15 protein-coding genes are annotated in these 16,536 nt (G+C 63.5%); 6 read left to right on the top strand and 9 right to left on the bottom strand.

Annotated elements, in window-relative coordinates; translation table 11 throughout:
• Position 1: 1 nt before the first annotated feature.
• From FHU29_RS18500 to FHU29_RS18480, 5 genes are read left to right on the top strand one after another with little or no spacing between them, the layout of a single operon-like run.
• The gene (locus FHU29_RS18500) at positions 2 to 1,156 is read left to right on the top strand and encodes an acyl-CoA dehydrogenase family protein (protein ID WP_064441821.1); all 1,155 of its coding nucleotides are present in this window, start codon (positions 2 to 4) and stop codon (positions 1,154 to 1,156) included.
• Positions 1,153 to 2,079 carry a bifunctional MaoC family dehydratase N-terminal/OB-fold nucleic acid binding domain-containing protein gene (locus FHU29_RS18495; protein WP_064441819.1) on the top strand — a complete coding sequence of 309 codons (927 nt, stop codon included), beginning with the start codon at positions 1,153 to 1,155 and terminating at the stop codon, positions 2,077 to 2,079. The genes FHU29_RS18500 and FHU29_RS18495 overlap by 4 nt, the downstream gene beginning before the upstream one ends.
• Positions 2,076 to 2,507 (top strand): MaoC family dehydratase, encoded by a 432-nt coding sequence (locus FHU29_RS18490; protein WP_269747861.1) that lies wholly within the window; start codon positions 2,076 to 2,078, stop codon positions 2,505 to 2,507. Before FHU29_RS18495 ends, FHU29_RS18490 begins: the two co-directional genes overlap by 4 nt.
• Positions 2,504 to 3,670 carry a lipid-transfer protein gene (locus FHU29_RS18485; protein ID WP_064441817.1) on the top strand — a complete coding sequence of 389 codons (1,167 nt, stop codon included), beginning with the start codon at positions 2,504 to 2,506 and terminating at the stop codon, positions 3,668 to 3,670. The genes FHU29_RS18490 and FHU29_RS18485 overlap by 4 nt, the downstream gene beginning before the upstream one ends.
• Positions 3,671 to 3,701: 31 nt before the next feature.
• Positions 3,702 to 4,928 carry an MFS transporter gene (locus FHU29_RS18480; RefSeq protein ID WP_157095318.1) on the top strand — a complete coding sequence of 409 codons (1,227 nt, stop codon included), beginning with the start codon at positions 3,702 to 3,704 and terminating at the stop codon, positions 4,926 to 4,928.
• Here the strand turns inward: FHU29_RS18480 and FHU29_RS18475 are convergent.
• The 5 genes from FHU29_RS18475 to FHU29_RS18455 form a co-directional block, all read right to left on the bottom strand.
• Positions 4,925 to 6,052, bottom strand: a complete 1,128-nt coding sequence (locus FHU29_RS18475; protein ID WP_064441815.1) for a DNA glycosylase AlkZ-like family protein — start codon at positions 6,050 to 6,052, stop codon at positions 4,925 to 4,927. The genes FHU29_RS18480 and FHU29_RS18475 overlap by 4 nt on opposite strands.
• 185 nt (positions 6,053 to 6,237) lie before the next feature.
• Positions 6,238 to 7,743 (bottom strand): HNH endonuclease signature motif containing protein, encoded by a 1,506-nt coding sequence (locus FHU29_RS18470; protein ID WP_183377603.1) that lies wholly within the window; start codon positions 7,741 to 7,743, stop codon positions 6,238 to 6,240.
• Between the two features lie 63 nt (positions 7,744 to 7,806).
• Positions 7,807 to 10,503, bottom strand: coding sequence for a helix-turn-helix transcriptional regulator (locus FHU29_RS18465; RefSeq protein ID WP_064442557.1), 2,697 nt, complete (start codon positions 10,501 to 10,503; stop codon positions 7,807 to 7,809).
• A 9-nt stretch (positions 10,504 to 10,512) separates the two neighbouring features.
• The gene (locus FHU29_RS18460; protein ID WP_064442556.1) at positions 10,513 to 11,154 is read right to left on the bottom strand and encodes a DsbA family oxidoreductase; all 642 of its coding nucleotides are present in this window, start codon (positions 11,152 to 11,154) and stop codon (positions 10,513 to 10,515) included.
• Positions 11,123 to 11,698 carry an NADPH-dependent FMN reductase gene (locus FHU29_RS18455; RefSeq protein WP_064442555.1) on the bottom strand — a complete coding sequence of 192 codons (576 nt, stop codon included), beginning with the start codon at positions 11,696 to 11,698 and terminating at the stop codon, positions 11,123 to 11,125. Before FHU29_RS18455 ends, FHU29_RS18460 begins: the two co-directional genes overlap by 32 nt.
• Positions 11,699 to 11,867: 169 nt before the next feature.
• Here FHU29_RS18455 and FHU29_RS18450 point away from each other — a divergent pair, with 169 nt between their 5' ends.
• Positions 11,868 to 13,247 carry an MFS transporter gene (locus FHU29_RS18450; protein WP_064442554.1) on the top strand — a complete coding sequence of 460 codons (1,380 nt, stop codon included), beginning with the start codon at positions 11,868 to 11,870 and terminating at the stop codon, positions 13,245 to 13,247.
• A gap of 98 nt (positions 13,248 to 13,345) precedes the next feature.
• Here the strand turns inward: FHU29_RS18450 and FHU29_RS18445 are convergent, their stop codons facing one another.
• Genes FHU29_RS18445 through FHU29_RS22915 form a run of 4 tightly spaced genes read right to left on the bottom strand, consistent with a single transcriptional unit; the run spans position 13,346 to position 16,534 of the window.
• Positions 13,346 to 14,203 (bottom strand): MaoC/PaaZ C-terminal domain-containing protein, encoded by an 858-nt coding sequence (locus FHU29_RS18445; RefSeq protein WP_064442561.1) that lies wholly within the window; start codon positions 14,201 to 14,203, stop codon positions 13,346 to 13,348.
• A 5-nt stretch (positions 14,204 to 14,208) separates the two neighbouring features.
• Positions 14,209 to 15,084: an LLM class F420-dependent oxidoreductase gene (locus tag FHU29_RS18440; protein ID WP_064442553.1), complete on the bottom strand. Its 876-nt coding sequence runs from the start codon at positions 15,082 to 15,084 to the stop codon at positions 14,209 to 14,211.
• A 12-nt stretch (positions 15,085 to 15,096) separates the two neighbouring features.
• Positions 15,097 to 16,176, bottom strand: a complete 1,080-nt coding sequence (locus FHU29_RS18435; protein WP_064442552.1) for a ferredoxin--NADP reductase — start codon at positions 16,174 to 16,176, stop codon at positions 15,097 to 15,099.
• Positions 16,163 to 16,534, bottom strand: coding sequence for a hypothetical protein (locus FHU29_RS22915; RefSeq protein ID WP_157095417.1), 372 nt, complete (start codon positions 16,532 to 16,534; stop codon positions 16,163 to 16,165). Before FHU29_RS22915 ends, FHU29_RS18435 begins: the two co-directional genes overlap by 14 nt.
• Positions 16,535 to 16,536 lie beyond the last annotated feature (2 nt).

Genomic DNA, 16,536 nt, shown 5'->3' with positions numbered 1-16,536 from the left:
CATGCACATCGACCTCACAGAGAGTCAGCGCGAGTTACAAGCCACCCTGCGCGACTACTTCACGCACCTGGTGACTGCTGATGAGCGCGCCGAGATGCGTGTGGAACGCCACGGTCCGGTGTTCCGGAATATAGTTCGCCGGATGGGGCAGGACGGATGGCTAGGCGTGGGCTGGCCACGAGAGTTCGGCGGCCACGGATTCGGCGCCATCGAACAGCACATCTTCGTTGACGAAGCCACCCGCGCCGACGTGCAATTGCCTTCCGTCACCCTGCAGACTGTGGGTCCCACGCTGCAGACATACGGAACCGAGGAACAAAAGCAACGCTTCCTGCCGATGATCCTCGCGGGCGAAGTGCACTTCGCAATCGGATACACGGAACCCGAAGCGGGCACCGACCTTGCCGCACTGCGCACCACCGCAGTACTAGATGGTGACGACTACATCGTTAACGGCCAGAAGATCTTCACCACGGGCGCGCACGACGCCGACTACATCTGGCTGGCTGTTCGGACTGACCCGAAAGCGCCCAAACACAAAGGTATTTCGATCCTCATCGTTGACACCAGCGACCCAGGGTTCAGCTGGACGCCAATCATCACGTGCGACGGTGCGCATCACGTCAACGCGACGTACTACAACGACGTTCGGGTGCCGAGATCCATGCTCGTGGGCGAGGAAAACAAGGGCTGGAAGCTCATCACCACCCAGCTGAATCACGAGAGGATCATGCTTGGTCCCGCCGGGCGCATCGGGGCCGTGTATGACCGCGTTCGCGAGTGGGCGCACCGCAATGACCTTGTTCAGCATTCGGATGTTCGCGCCGCGCTCGCGAAAACCAAGGCGGCCCTGCGTATCAACGAACTTCTCAATTGGCAGGTCGCAGCAGCCGATGCGTCCCAGGCTGTCGACGTCGCAGATGCTTCGGCAACGAAAGTCTTTGGTTCCGAGCAGATTCAGAAGATCGGTGCGTCACTTGAGGAAATCGTCGCGCGCTACGGCAACTTCGACGACCCCGCGACTGCGGAACTCGCAGAGTGGCTCGACATCACCGCGAAACGAAACCTTGTGCTGACCTTCGGAGGTGGCGTGAACGAAATCCAGCGCGAACTGATCGCCACGATGGGACTTGGTCTGCCCCGGGTGATTCGATGACCGACATTCGGGAAACAGCAAAAAGGATTGCGGCGCAAGGCAGTTCTAAACCCGTTGCTGCCCGTGACCCCGTCAACCAGGCAATGATCAACAACTGGGTCGAAGCCATCGGCGACAACAATCCGGTTTACACCGACCCCGATTTCGCCGCGGCGTCGATCCACGGCGGGGTCGTTGCACCGCCAGCGATGGCGCAAGTGTGGACGATGCGGGGCCTGCACGGGAAACGCAACGCCGACGATCCACTCGGGGCGATGCTCGCCGCTCTCGACAAGGAAGGTTTCACCTCCGTCGTTGGTACGAACACGGAGCAGACCTATCACCGTTACCTGCATCCGGGTGAGCGTGTCACGGCATCAACGAAACTGCGAGACATCAATGGCCCCAAGGAGACAGCGCTCGGTCCAGGCTGGTTCGTCACCACTGTGACCACATGGTCAGTCGGAGACGAGCCAGTGGCGGAGATGGTGTTTCGTGTCCTGAAGTTCCGCCCCAAGAGTTCAGCGCGGATCATCGATGCGCCCGAGCACGCGGCCAGCGTACTCAGACCGGTGATCTCGCGTGACACCGCGTTCTTCTGGGAAGGCACGAAAAAAGGCGAGCTGCGTATACAACGATGGGGCGACGAACTGCGGCACCCGCCCGGCGCGGTCGCACCGAACGGCGACCTCGAGGCCACCCCGGACTACATCGTGGCCCGTGGCACTGGAACGGTCTACAGCTTTGTCGTCCACCACCATCCGAAAGTGCCCGGGAAAAAGACCCCGTTCGTGGTGGCCCTCGTCGAACTCGACGAGGGAGTGCGTGTCCTCGGTGAGCTCATCAACGTCGCTCCGGAAGACGTCAAAATCGGCGTGAGTGTCCAAGCGGTGTTCCTGCGCATCGACGACGACGTGACTCTGCCAGCGTGGGAGGTGGCATGAAAACCCTGACGGCAGCGCAGATCTCCATCGGAATGGAGCTGCCCGAACTAGTTGTCGACGCGACACCTACGTTCATCATCAGCACCGCGATCGCGACGCGTGACTTCGAAGACGTGCATCACGACCGTGACGCTGCAATCGCGCGCGGCACCAAAGACATCTTCCTGAACATCCTCACCGACAACGGCCTCGTACAAAGGTATGTCACGGACTGGGCTGGCCCTGAGGCACTGGTTCGTTCTATCAATATCCGGCTGGGTGTTCCGTGCTATGCGAATGACACGCTGACGTTCAGTGGACGAGTGGCCGATGAGACCGTAGTCGACCGGGAGTCGCGCTTTGTGATCGAGGTCAGAGCCAGAAACAGCCTTGGCGATCACATCACGGGGACGGTCCAGATCGCCGTGCCGCAAGGAGTTGGTCAATGACGATTGCGAACAAGGCCGCGATCGTGGGAATCGGTGCGACAGAGTTCTCGAAGGACTCCGGTCGCAGCGAATTGCGGCTCGCCGTTGAGTGCATCCGGTCCGCCCTCGACGATGCAGGTCTGGCGCCCACTGATGTGGATGGACTCGTGACGTTCACGATGGACAGCAACGCCGAGATCGCGGTCGCTCGCGAACTCGGTATCCCCGAGCTGACGTTCTTCAGCCGAATCCACTACGGCGGCGGCGCCGCCGCAGCAACAGTGCAACAGGCTGCGATGGCCGTCGCGACCGGCGTCGCCAAAGTCGTCGTCGTCTACCGGGCATTCAACGAGCGCTCGGGCTTCCGCTTCGGCCAGGTGTCCTCCGTTGCCGCAGGTCAGGTGAACACATCGGGAGTGGACAACAGCTTTCACTACCCAATGGGGATCGCGACGCCGGCCGCCACCGTCGCGATGGGAGCACGCCGGTACATGCACGAGTACGGTGCCACCAGTGAGGACTTCGGAAAGATCGCCGTCGTCGACCGGAAGCACGCAGCGTCCAATCCGAACGCCTGGTTCTACGGCAAGCCGATCACTTTGGAGGAGCATCAGGAGTCGCGGTGGGTCGCGGAACCGCTGCACCTGCTGGACTGCTGTCAAGAATCCGATGGTGGGGTCGCGCTCGTTGTGACCGCCGCTGAGCGCGCCCGTGATCTGCCGAGAGTGCCCGTGCGCGTCGCCGCGGCGGCGCAGGGCAGCGGTCCCGATCAGTACATCATGACCAGTTACTACCGTGACGCCATCAGCGGTCTGCCCGAAATGGGCGTGGTGGCGCGGCAACTGTGGGAGCAATCCGCAATCAGCCCGGGGGACGTCGATGTTGCCGTCCTGTACGACCACTTCACGCCGTATGTTCTCATGCAATTGGAAGAGCTCGGATTCTGTGGCCGTGGGGAAGCACGGGATTTCATCAGTGGTGACACTCTTGAACTACACGGGTCGTTGCCGCTCAACCCGCACGGCGGGCAACTCGGCGAGGCCTACATTCATGGAATGAACGGGATCGCCGAGGCTGTCCGGCAGCTGCGGGGGACTGCCGTCAACCAGGTGGACTCAGTGGAGCATGTGCTGGTGACGGCAGGAACTGGAGTTCCCACCAGCGGGCTGGTGCTGCGCACCTAGCGCGGGCCTCCTGGCGTACGATTTCACGTCAATGGGTGAGGCGGATCGCAACGCAGAGCAGGGCCAGTCCGGCGCATGGCGGGCAGTTTCCGCGGGCCCGGTGTGGACCGCGCCAGGTATGCCTGCTCTGCTCGTGATGACCGCATTCGGCTTCAGCGGTCACGCACTGCTCTTTCCGACCGTGCCGCTGTGGGTGGTCACGATGGGCGGGAACTCGGCAGGAGCCGGTGCCGTCAATGCACTCCTCATGCTGTGCACTGTGCTGACACAGGTATTAGTTCCTTTCGCGCTCCGCCGCATCGGCTGGAACATCACGTGGAAACTCGGCATGATTTTTCTCGGTGTTCCTTCCCTGCTGCACCTGCTCCCGCTGAGTTTCGCGGGTGCGCTCGCGCTTGCGGTGCCGCGCGGTTTCGGGTTCGGAGTGCTCACTGTCTGCGGTGCCATCGCAGTTGCTGAACTCGTTCACCCAGCACGTCGTGGCAAAGCTATCGGCGCCTATGGCCTCGCAATCGCCGCGCCACAAGCCATCCTGATCCCGGCGGCGCCCTGGGTTGCCGACAACATCGGCTTCACCCTCGTTTTCGTGGCCGGCGCATGCCCATTGATTGGGTGGTTCCTGGCGGGCCCTGTCGCGCCTCATGTGACCTCCACCAGTCGCGAGGCCGACGACAGGCCAGTGCACGGGACACGCCGCCGGGTGCGGATCCCGATCCAGATGTTCGGTCCCATGCTGATCCTCCTTGCAGTGACTGCGGCCGGTGGCGCCCTGTTGACATTCACGCCGCAAATGACGCCGAACCCGACGCTCGTTTTCACCAGCCTGCTCATGTTCACAGTCATCTCCGCCTTGAGCCGCTGGCTTATCGGAGCGTTCGCAGACCGTTACGGCACACGGCCGTTTGTTACGCCGCTGATAGGGCTCACAGCCGCGGGACTGTCGCTCATTGCCTGGGCAGTGCAGGGGAGTGGTGCACTGCAGTCGGCAGGGCTGATTGCTGGGATGGCGATTGTCGGAATCTCCTACGGGGCACTGCAGAACCTCACCCTCCTTGACACATTCGCTGCTGCTGGTCGCAAAAGGTATGGGATGGCGAGTGCGGTGTGGAATATCGGCTTCGATGCTGGAACTGGTATCGGGGCGCTGCTTATTGGTGTGATCGCGGCGCAGGCGACCTTCTCTGTGGCGATGCTCGCCGCGGCTGCGCTGTCTATACTCACGCTGCCGCTGGCAGTCGCGAGTGCCCGAAGGCGTTAAGAGCGAGCAGTCGTCAACTCAATATCGACACCAGAAGCAGCGAAGAAACGTCCGATTACTGCCGCGTCAGGTTCAGCGAGCTCGAGCCATCGCTCGGGAAGCCTGCCAAACGCAGACACACGCACGGTCAGCCGTTTGCGCTGATGCCGCTGCCTCCAGGTTCCCGCAATAGCCCCGTCCACGAGCACCACGCCGGGATTGGCGGCTGCCCGCCACACCTGTCGCCGCTGAGCAGGATCCGGAACCAGCAGATCACGATCCGCCAGCTCGAGAAAAGGATCGTACGGAGGCAGCAGGCGCACACCTCGCGGTGCTGGCGCTTCTCGAGCAGCATCAGACTGGCCGGCGAGAGCCCACCTTGCCTTGCCGTCCACATGGACGGGCTCGAGCTCGTGCACAACTAAGTCCCACCATTTCCGCGCCGCCGCGGGTGCCATCGCCAGCCACGTCGCTAGGTGCTTAGGGTGAGCAGGACCCGCGGTAGTGAGGAAGCGTCGCACCAGTTCAGAGCGCGCGACTTGTGGCTCGATTCGGTCGAACTCCTTCGCGGCGGCGTAACGGAACTGGCTCGGCAATTCTGGGGCGAGTTCGACAACCAAACCGGCTTGCAGGGTAGCCATGCGAAACAAATGGTCATGCACGTGTGCCGCACCACAGCCTGAGCACCACGGCGTGAGGTGGCCGTTAACCAGTGGGCTGACCCTGCTGCTGAGCTCACCTTTCGTTGGACGCGAGACGTCGGCGATGACGTTCCGCATCGCGGACGCGACCTCGTCCAGGGCAGCTGGAAAGCCAATGCCAGCCTCGCTCAGTTCGGATGCGAAGGGCCCGATGGACTGCCTTGCAAGATCGCGAGCTTCAGTCGTGCGCAGCGCGGATGCGTAGAGCTGAAAATCGGCCATGTCGTGGAGATGGAGTGCTCCGCGTACAGAATGAACGAGGACTATATCCGAACCGGGTGCTCTGCCAGCGCGCAGTTCGAATGCGAGACCCGCGCTGCGTCCGGGCGGATAATCCTGCAGGCCTGTTCGCAGGGCCGCGCGTCCGGTCCCGCGGGCGTTGAGGTCATGGATATGAGCGCGGTAGGCGAGTGCCTGAGCTCGCGTAATAGCGTCCGCCGTCATGATGCTGCCTCCACTGTTCAACCTACGACGAGACCCGTGGGTGTGTCGCCATCGCGAGAGGTGCTTACCCAAGTTTGCATAAAAGCCTGCTTGCTCCCCAATAGTCGGGCCCGCTCGTTTTTTGGGTGTGGGTGTGTGCCCGGCGGGTGGGGTGTTTCCGGCCGGGTTGTGGGGTGTGTTGGGTGTTAGAAGGGTGGTTCGGTGCCGGTGGTGGTGGTGTGGCCGCGGGTGGCGTGGTTGATGCCGCGTTCGGTGCGGACACGGGCGGCGCGGTGTTGGGTGCGGGTGCGGGTTTTTCGTGCTAGTTGTGCGGGTGCTGTGTGCGGGGCGGGGAACGTGGGTGGGGTGCCGGTGAGTAGTTCGACGGGCCCGGACTTGTAGAGGGTGTAGGTGAGTCCGCTGGGTGCGTGCAGCACCATGGTGCCGTGGCTGCCCGGGGTGAAGGTCCAGCCGCAGAAGGTTTTGATCCGGTGATGGCCGCGGCATAACGGGCCCAGATTCGCCGTGACCGTGCGGCCCCCGGCCTTCGGGTCGGCGTGGTTGAACGGATCGTGATGGTCGAGGTCGCATTCCCATGCCACCCGGTCACAGTGCGGCCACTGGCAGGTGCCGTGCTCGGCCCGGGCTTGATCGGCGACCTGCCGGTTGGGCCGGTACGTCAGCGCCGCGTCGTCCTGGCAGGCCGGCTCCGACGCACCCGGATCGCTCAGTACAGGCGGATCAGCGGGGACTGCGGGTTGGGTCTGGCTGGGGGTCAGGGGGCGGATGACCGCGCGGGCGGCGATCTCGCGGGCGAGGGCGCTGTCGATGATGCCGTACCCGTCGAGATACGCCGGGGTGTCGTGGTCCTGCCCGGTCAGTGCGGTGTCGGTGAGGATGACATGCACGACCGGTTTCCGGCGGGCAGGCAGCTCACCGCGCTGGGTGCAGTCGGTGCTGCCGCACCGGCATACCAGGCGGGGCTCACCATGGACCAGCGCGGTCAATGCGTCTGCTCGGCGCACCGGGAACGGGCGCGGGTCCTGCGCGCAGACCTCTTTCGCCATTTCCGTGACCCGCGCGTCGAGGAACCGTCCCTCGTCTGCGCGCAGACTGGCCAGCACATGCACCATGCCGTCCTCCGCGGCGGAGACCTCGACATATCGTTCGTCCTGCGCGCGCTGCCGCCGTACCCGGATTCCGTCCGGATCCACCGCGGTGATCACCCGGTCCGCGAGATCACGTAGCCGCCGCCCGGTTGCGGTGCCGCCACGGGCCAGGACCCGCGCCAGGATCTGTTCCTCGACCGTCCCGATCGCGGTCTCGGTCACATTCCGGGTCGCGACCTCGACCTGACGGGCCTGATACACGGTGATCAGCCCGGCGGCGATAGCGCCGCGGAACCGGGGCAGACGCGTGGCAAGCGTGTCCCCGAAATTCACCACATCGCCCGCGGCGCGGCGGGAGATACCAAGCGCGGCACCGATTTCCGCTTCAGCCTGGGTGTACGCGTCGACGACCCAGCCGCCGTGCTCATCGTCGCGCGCGAGGTACCGGCGCAACAGCTCCGCGGCAGCCGCGTACTTCCGTTCCGCGACCACCGACTCCAGCCGGTGCCACACCGCAGCCACCGCGATCACCCCCGCATCGTCAAGCTCCCCGAAATCCTGCACCCCAGCACCGTCCAGCACCCCCACCAGCAAATCGAACATACGAGCGACGCTAACAACCACCCCTGACAAAAAACAGACACCAGGGCGGACGCGGCCTATCCGTCAGCCCACCCCCGGCGCCGTTGCCAACTCTCCTCGCGACGTGACACCGAGCTTCGGGTACGCCTTGTAAAGGTGGTAGCCCACGGTGCGCGGACTTAAGAACAACTGCGCGGCGATGTCCCGGTTGCTCAAACCGGTCGCCGCGAGACGGACGACTTGACGCTCCTGCGGGGTGAGCGCACTGGTCTTGTCCTCACCGGGCTGGCCCTCGACACGCCCGCCAGCGGCACGCAATTCGGCGTTCGCGCGCTCCTCCCATGGCTTCGCGCGCATCCGGGCGAAGGTCTCTGCGGCTTGCCGCAGGTACACGCGTGCTTCTGTCGTCTGGCGCTGGCGTCGGAGCCACTCACCGTAAAGCAGGTTGGTGCGTGCGTACTCGAACGGTGGTCCCGGGTGGGCATGGAGTTGCACCGACTGTGCGAAGAGATCACCGGCCGCATCATCGGGCGCTGTGAGTGCGCGGCACCGCAGCGCGGCGGACTCGGCCCATGGCTGGTTCAGTCGCAGCGCCCACGCATCGAACCACTCGAGTGCCTCAACGGCAGAAGCTCTGTCACCTAACCGCATTGCGGCCTCGATCAGGTCAGGGAGGCTCGCGATCGCGCCCTGCCGCCCCGCGCCGCTCATCATTGATTGCAGCGTGGTGAACGCATTTTCGTAGCGGCCTGAGCCGAGGTCCAGAAGGCTCCGCGCGCCAAGTGCGTGCATGTTTCCCGGCGCGATGTTCCGGCGTAACGGTTCTTCGGTATGGCGAACGCATGCTTCTACGTCCCCACGGATTGCTGCGATGTGTCCCAGCACGTTCGACACATAGAGACCGTGGCGCCGGGCCCCGATATCTCGTGAGATCGTGGTGGCTTCCTCCGCGCTGGCCTGAGCGTCGTCAAGCTGCCCGAGTATGAGCTGCGTCCGGGCTAGCAGAGGCAAAGCTGCAGCGAGCATTCCCGCCGCGCTATCAGATCGAGCACGCGACTCGACCATCTGCGCGAGGTCGTGTGCCTCGCGAAAGTGGCCGCGCAGCAGCTGCCACCATCCGATTTCGAGCAGTTCGGTTGTTTCGCCGCAGCCATCAAGCATGTTCACGAGTGTGGCGAGCGGATCTTCGCTGGCGCTGGAAACGAATGTGTGTTGCGAGTTGAACGCGCTGGCGAGCGCCGTCACGGCACGGAAGTTAGGGAGGTGCATATCTATGGCGCGTTCCGCTATCCGTGCAAGGACATCGAGATCCCCAGCGCTGGCGGCCGAGCGGGCAGCTCGGAATAGAAGATGGCCAGCGAATTCACCGTCCAGTGGCGCGACTGTCACAGCCGCGTCGGAAAGCAGCCGGTAGGCCAGCTTCGGCTGGTCCTGGTCATCGAGGACTGAGGCACGCACGAGGGCAATGTCGGCGAGCTGCAGCGGATCTTGCGCGTAGTCGGCGGCCTGTTCAGCCAGTCGCTCAGCTCGCTCAAACTGCCCGGCTGACGCAGCGCTTTGCGCGCTCAGGGTGAATCGTTCTGCGCGCTGCCGTGTGTCGATGGTCAGTTCTGCGGCACGCTCGAGCATTTGTGAGGTTGCGGCGTTATGGTGCAGTTCGCCTGCGGGTTGTGCAGCGTCCGCGAGCACCGTTGCGACGTGGTCATCGGGTTTCGTGGTTGCGGCCGCGAGATGCCACGCATAGTGACAATGGTCGCCCAATGCTTGGTGCGCGCTCGCCAGTGCGCGGTGACTGTCGGTTCTGGTCGTGATGGGGGTCGCATAGTAGGCGGCTGCGCGCAGCAGCGGGTGCCGGAATTCGACGCGGTCATCGCGCACAAAAACAATGTCAGCTTTCTCAGCTGGCGCAAGGTCCGATGGGGAATTGCCAAGCTCACTGATGGCCGCGAGTATCACCGAAGTCCGGCTCGTGTCATCCGCTGCAACGACGGCGAGTGCAGCCTGCGTGGCGGCCGGGAGGGTGCGGATGCGTTCGGCGAAAGCGTTTTTCAGGCGGAGGAAACGTGATGATGGTTCCGCATCGGGGCTCGCGGGGAGCTCCAGGAGCGCGAGCGGGTTTCCGCGAGCGTCGGCGATCAGGGTTTCGCGTTGCTCGGGCGTCAGTGCAGCGTCACGCCGGTCGAGAAGCTCTGCAGCTGCATCGGCGGCCAGAGGGCTCAGGGTCAGTTCCGCGAGATCATCGGCAGGAAACTCGGGTGCGTCACCTTCCCGCACCCCGAAGACCAGGGCGATAGGTTCGGCTCGGAGGCGGCGAGCGGCAAAAAGCAGGGCTTCGGCAGAACTTTGATCGAGCCAGTGTGCGTCATCGACCACACACAGCAGTGGCCGCTCCTCTGCTGCATCAGAAAGCAGGGTCAGTAAAGCGAGCCCGACAAGGAACCGGTCGCCGGCTGTTCGGCCTCCATCGTTGTGGTTCTTTGCTTCGGCAGTCCCTAAGACTGTGTGGAGCGCATTCGCTTGTGGGGCGGGCAGTCCACCAATGCCCGCACGCAGGGGATGTACGAGCATGTGCAGGGCTGCGAATGGGATCGCGTTCTCCGACTTCACACAAGCGGCTCGGACCGTGCGGACGTCTGGATTGGCCACAGCGAGCTCGTCCAGCAGGGCGGACTTCCCAATACCCGCCTCGCCCCGCAACACAACGACCGAGCTGCGCCCGAGCCGTGCCTGCTCCACGCACGTTTGGAGTTCAGCTAATTCGGTATCGCGGCCGAGGAGCATGATTTCACCTTACGCAGCTGACGTTGCTGTTCCCGTCAGGGCGGCGTGCAGCGCCGTCTCGGACTGGGCACCAATCACCCATTCACCACCGTCGAACCGGAGCGCTGGAATTGACCGAACGCCCTCGCGCCGCACGCTGTCGAGTTCCGCACGCACAGCCGCATCGCTTACGTTCTGCCACCGAACGCCGGTTGCTTCTGAAAGCCGACGCAACACGGCCGGGTCCGCGATATTGAGTTCGTCGGTGTGGTGCGCTCGAAAAAGCCGCTCCACCATGCGCTCGCCGTGACCTTGCGCCTGGGCGAGATGAGCTAAGCGGTGCGCATCGAGAGTATTCGACCACACCGCGCTGGAGTGCCTGAACTGCAGATTTTCCGCTGCGGCGAGTGACTCGATGCCCGCGATTGCGTCCTCGGTGCTGTTGCCGAACATGCGGCGTAAAACGTCACGCTTCGGCTCCCCGACCTTCGACGCTTCGGGGGCGAGCTGGAATGGCCGGAAGATTACGTCCGCTGTTCCCCCGGCCGCGCGGTACCGCGCCAGTGAACGCTGCAGGCGGTGAAACGTGAAGTAGGACCAGACGCAGGGGAAGTCGAAAACAAGCTCGACGCGCATGATGTCACCCGCCGTACGGGGCGCGAGTGCGGGCATCCTTGAGCGCACCGCCCCACCAGGACAGCTGGTCCAGCATCCCTTTGGCGGCGTGCGCGCATGATTCCACATCATGCGGCAGGCCCTCCTCGTCGAACTTGTCCCAATACGAGTGGAAACTGATCGTGTCTCGGACTGTCGTTGCGTGGACTTCGGCGAAAACTGTGCGCAAATGCTCAACTGCACGCAGACCGCCTCCCATGCCTCCGTATGACACGAAACCGACAGGCTTGGCTTGCCACTCGTCGCGGTACCAGTCGATCGCAACTTTGAGTGCTGCGGGGTAGCTGTGGTTGTACTCGGGTGTGACGATAACGAAAGCGTCAGCTTCCGCGAGCCGGGGTGCGAGCGCGGTGACCTGGGCTGGCTCCGGAGCGCCGAAATCGGTGATGGTGGTTGGCAGCTGGGTATCAACAAGGTCGATTACGTCGATCTCAAAGTCGCTGTGTGAGCGCGCTTGCTGCGCGAACCAGTGGGCCGCGGTCGGGCCGAAACGGCCGTCGCGAGTGCTTCCGACGATTACGGCCAGTCGAAGTGCAGACATGGGATTTCTCCTTGGTGTCGTGAGTGTCTTGCTGTGTCTTCGACGCTATTGCTCGCCACGTCGTGCGGCATCTGTCACATGACTGGGTTTAGGCCAGTCACTGACGTCGCTGGTACCTACAGTCATGTGACGGATTCGGGTGTGTTCGCGCGGAAATAGCGTCATTCGTATGACGACTTCAGTTACCTCTCCCGCGGCCCACGGCAGTACGCGCACGTCCTGGCCACCGATCATCGCGCTGGCACTTGCGATGCTGATCGTGACTTCAGAAATCAGCATCGCGGCGGTGGCTCTGCCGACGCTGGGAGCGGACCTCGGTGTGACACCGGCCGCTGCTGCATGGGTGCTCCTCGCGTTTGCGCTTCCTATGGGGGCCATGGCGATACCAGCGGGCCGTTGGGCTGATCAGGCGGACCCGCGCACGCTGTTTCTCATATCCATGGTGGGGACAGGGGTGATGAGTGTCGTCGCCGCTGCCGCACCAGCCATGTGGGTGCTGCTGGTTGCCCGGTTCTTGCAAGGCCTGTTCGGCGGCCTCGTCCTTGTTGTGTATATGCCGATCGTGGTCAAGAGTGCGCGCGAAGAAGTGCGCGGCCGCGCTGTCTCGGTGATCGTCACGATCATGACGGCCGGCGGCATGGCCGGAGCGGCGATCGGTGGGGTAGCGGCCGGGGCTTTCGGATGGCGGTCGGTTTTCCTCCTGAAGCTTCCATTGCTCATTCCGGTGCTGATACTTGCCGTCCGGTCGCTGCCGCGTACCGACCGGGGTCTCCCTGCACCGGGCCGGACTCTGGTTATGGAAGCGCTCCTGCTGGGCGGCGCGGTGAGTGCAGTGCTGCTCGCGTTCAATGGGGTAGCGGAAAGGCCTGCTCTGGCAGGTGCGCTCGCCGTTGCGGCCGCAGTCCTGATGCTGATGTGGAAGCGCCAGCCAGCCTCGGCGGCCATCATTCAGCTGATGCGGCAGCGTGCCTTCGGGTTCACAATCGCTGGACTGTTCTTTCTAGGTTTTAACGTCGCGTTGTTGGTGTTCCTGGTTCCGTATTTCGTCGCTGACGTTCTTGCGCTTGGACCGGAAGTTGTGGGCATGCTGATGCTGATCGAGATCGCGGCAATGTCACTAGTGTCGCCGCTCGCTGGGTGGCTCGCAGACCGTCACGGCGAGCTCGTGATCGCAGCGATCGGCGCTGCTCTGACGGTCGGCGCGACACTCATCATGGTCACGTTAGGCGAGGGCGCAACAACGTTCGACCTTGCTTGGCAGCTTGCACTGATGGGTGTCGGATTCGGCTTGTTCAACACCCCGGTGATCGCCGCGATTATGGCGGCTGCGCCTGCCGGTGCTACTGGCACCGCGGGCGGCATTAGCGGTACGACGCGAATGATGGCGTCGACTATCGCTCCAGCTGTGGCCGCGCTCGCCTGGACTTTGGCGGACGGTGGAGTGGCTGGGTTCCGCGCCGGTGTGCTGGTGCTTGTCTTCGTCCAGGCACTAGGTCTGGTTGCGCTGCTAGCGGCGCGGGGGCGAGGCGCGGCTAGCAGGCTCGCTTGATCCCGGATCGGGTTAGTGATTGCCCACCTCTCAGCGACACCAAACTGTCGCTGAGAGGTGGGCAATTAGTGTTCTGATTCGCGCCCCCAAGCGGCCGTTCAGACCCGCTGAAGTACCGCGTCGGCAAGGACCGGTGCGCCGCGCTCCACTGACTCGGTGCTCACGACGAACTTGCCGTCAAGTTCCCAGATCTTCGTGCGCAGCGTCTCGCCCGGCAGCACGATCCCCGCGAAGCGAGCGGACCACGAGCGCACCAGCGTGGGATCGCCGTCGAGTACCGCGTCTGTGACGGCTTTCGCGACGATCCCGTAAGTGCAGAGACCATGCAAGATGGGCTGATCAAACCCGGCTGCCTGGGCGAAGCCGGGATCAGCGTGCAGCGGGTTACGGTCACCGCATAACCGGTACAGAAGGGCCTGCTGCGGAAGTGTCGCTGTGGAGACCGTGACGTCTGGTTCGCGATCTGGCAGGTCAATCCGCTCTGACGGGCCCCGTTCACCACCGAAGCCGCCCTCACCGCGCGCGAAGATGCGCGATTGCGCTGTCCAGAGCGGTTCACCGTCCTCACTGGTGACATCGGTTTCCTGCACGATCACAGCCGCCTTGCCCTTGTCGAACACGTCTGTGATGCGGCTGCTGGCGGTGGCTTTCCCCGCGACGGGCAGCGGCCGGTGAGCCGTGACGGACTGACTGCCATGCACCACTTTCGCGAGATCGATCTCGATGCCCGGAAACGAAACCCGGGGCGGCTCCGAGGCTCGCATGGTGGCTGCCACCGTTGCGAAACTGGGAAGTACCCGCAGATCCTTCTCGTAGGCGTAGCGCAATTCCCGCGGGTCGAGCGGATCCGCGCCCGCTCCTATGCCCAGGTGGTAAAGCAGGACGTCGCTGGATTCCCATGAGAACGACGTTTGGCCAAGTTCGGCGCCGACGGCCACTGACGGATCGATAGGCACGAAAATCATGCTCCTTCTTCGTTGGTGCGGGAGTCGAGACCTAGTTTCCCAGCGAGGCGATGCAAATAGGCCAGCACGTCATCAGCACTGCGGTCAGGCATGCCGAAAAGGACTTCGCTGACCCCGAGTTCTGACCATTGGGCGAGAAGGTCCGGCTGTGGCTTTCCCGCTAGTGCCATGACGTGCGGCCGCCCTTGACGCCCGGCCTCACGCCACAGTGTGGTCAGCAACTGGACCTGATCGGCAATGTCGGTTCCTTCGGCTGGGGTGGTGATCCAGCCATCCGCCGAACGACTAATCCACCGGAAGTTCTTCTCAGTTCCTGCAGCGCCAACCAGAACGGGAACTCGGGGTTGCTGCATCGGTTTCGGCCACGCCCAGGCGGGCGCGAACTTCACGAACTCGCCTTCGTAGCTCGCCTCCTCCTCAGACCAGAGGGCCTGCATCGCTTCGAGATACTCGCGCAGCATTGTCCGGCGCCGTCCTCGTGGCACGCCGTGGTCGGTCATTTCTTCAATATTCCAGCCGAAGCCGACGCCCAGCGTCACGCGGCCACCTGACAGATGATCGAGTGAGGCGATGGTTTTGGCTAGCGAAATGGGATCGTGCTCGACCGGTAGTGCCACTGCACTCCCAAGTCTTACCCGATGGGTGACCGATGCCGCGGTAGCGAGGGCGACCCACGGGTCGAGAGTGCGCATGTACCTGTCATCGGGCAGTTCGGTGCCCCCGGTCGAAGGGTGCACTGCTTCACGACGTACCGGCATGTGCGTGTGTTCGGGAACGTAAAAGGCATGGAATCCGAGGTCCTCGGCCGCCTTCGCGGCCACCGCTGGGGTGATGCCGCGGTCGCTGGTGAAGAGCACGACGCTGTGCTTCATCGCGGATACCTGCTACTCGTAGCTGACGGCAACGTCATCGGTGACGGGAAGTGACTGGCAGGCGAGCACAATTCCGTCATCGAGATCCTCCGGTTCGAGCACTTCGTTGTGGAGCATTTTGACGTCACCAGAAACAATGCGGCATGCACACGCGCTGCAAGCGCCTTCGCGGCAGGAGTAGGGGGCGTCGAGGCCCTTCTCGAGCAGAAAGTCGAGCAGCTTCTTGTTGCGAGGCCAGGAAAACGCATGCTGCCCGCCGTCGAGGTCAACCTTGAGGGATGCGGGTTCGGCAACGCTCGCGGTGTCTTCAGCGTCGGTTTCGGAGGTGTCCTCAACTTCGAAGGGGTTGCGGGACAGAGAAATGAACTTTTCGATGTGGATACGCCGACGCTCGACGTTCAGGCTGGTGAGCGCAGCGGACGCCGCGTCCATGAACGCGCCGGGGCCGCAGATGAACACTTCTCGGTCTGCCCAGGGCTGGGCTAGCCCGGCCAGCTGTTCGACCGTGGGAAGCCCCTGAACGGTTTCCAGCCAGTGCAGTACCGTCAGCCGGTCCGGATGCGCTGCGGAGAGCTGGGTCAGTGCGGAGGCGAAGATGACGGAGTTTTCGTCACGGTTGGCGTAGATCAGGGTGACGCGTCCGGTTCCTCTCGCGAGGACTGATTTCAGGATCGACATGATTGGCGTGATCCCGCTGCCGCCAGCGAATAACAACAGGTCATTGTCGAGCGACTTGGGTGTGAAGACCCCTGCTGGGGGCAGCACATCGATCGCCATACCCTCACTAGCGTTGTCGCACAGCCAGTTCGAGCCATAACCGTCGCGAACTCGTTTGACGGTGACTTTCAGCGGCCCGTCTTCATGCGGAGCCGAGGAGAGTGAGTAACAGCGGCCCACTGATCCGGTCCGATCGCTCGGCACTCGCAATGTCAGGAACTGCCCGGGGCGGTACCGGAACCGGTCTGACAGTTCATTCGGCACGTCCAATTCGAGTGACCGTGCGTCGTGTGTTTCTGCGATGATTCGGGACACGCGCAACCTACAGAATTCAGCATCGGGCAGGTCCGGTTCTGGCAGGTCATTCGCGGTCATCTGGACCCACCTTGATTTTGCCGTCGGTTACCGCACGCGCAATGCTGGCTGCGAGGCGATCGCACGTGTCGAACAATGCGGTGCGGCCACCACCAGCGAGGCGTTCCGCGTAGATGGGGCAGGACTCGGCAGGGCTGGTCGTCCACTGGATGCTGGTGTGTTTCGGGCTGTGTTTCTTGACCAGCACTTCGGTGCCGCATGAGTAGCACTTCAGTGGCACGAGCCCGCCCGTGAGGAATTCGGCCCGGTCAGTGAGCGTCTCAGGCCGCCCCGCGGGCGCCCCGAACGTGGTGCACCCACCGGGCGCAGTGGAGTTCTTTCTGGCCGCGTTTTTCTTGGACGCGTTCTCACCCCTCATGC

It is taken from the genome of Hoyosella altamirensis (assembly GCF_014191505.1).
Taxonomy (GTDB): Bacteria; Actinomycetota; Actinomycetes; order Mycobacteriales; family Mycobacteriaceae; genus Hoyosella; species Hoyosella altamirensis.
This window is presented reverse-complemented; position numbering and strand designations above follow the sequence as displayed.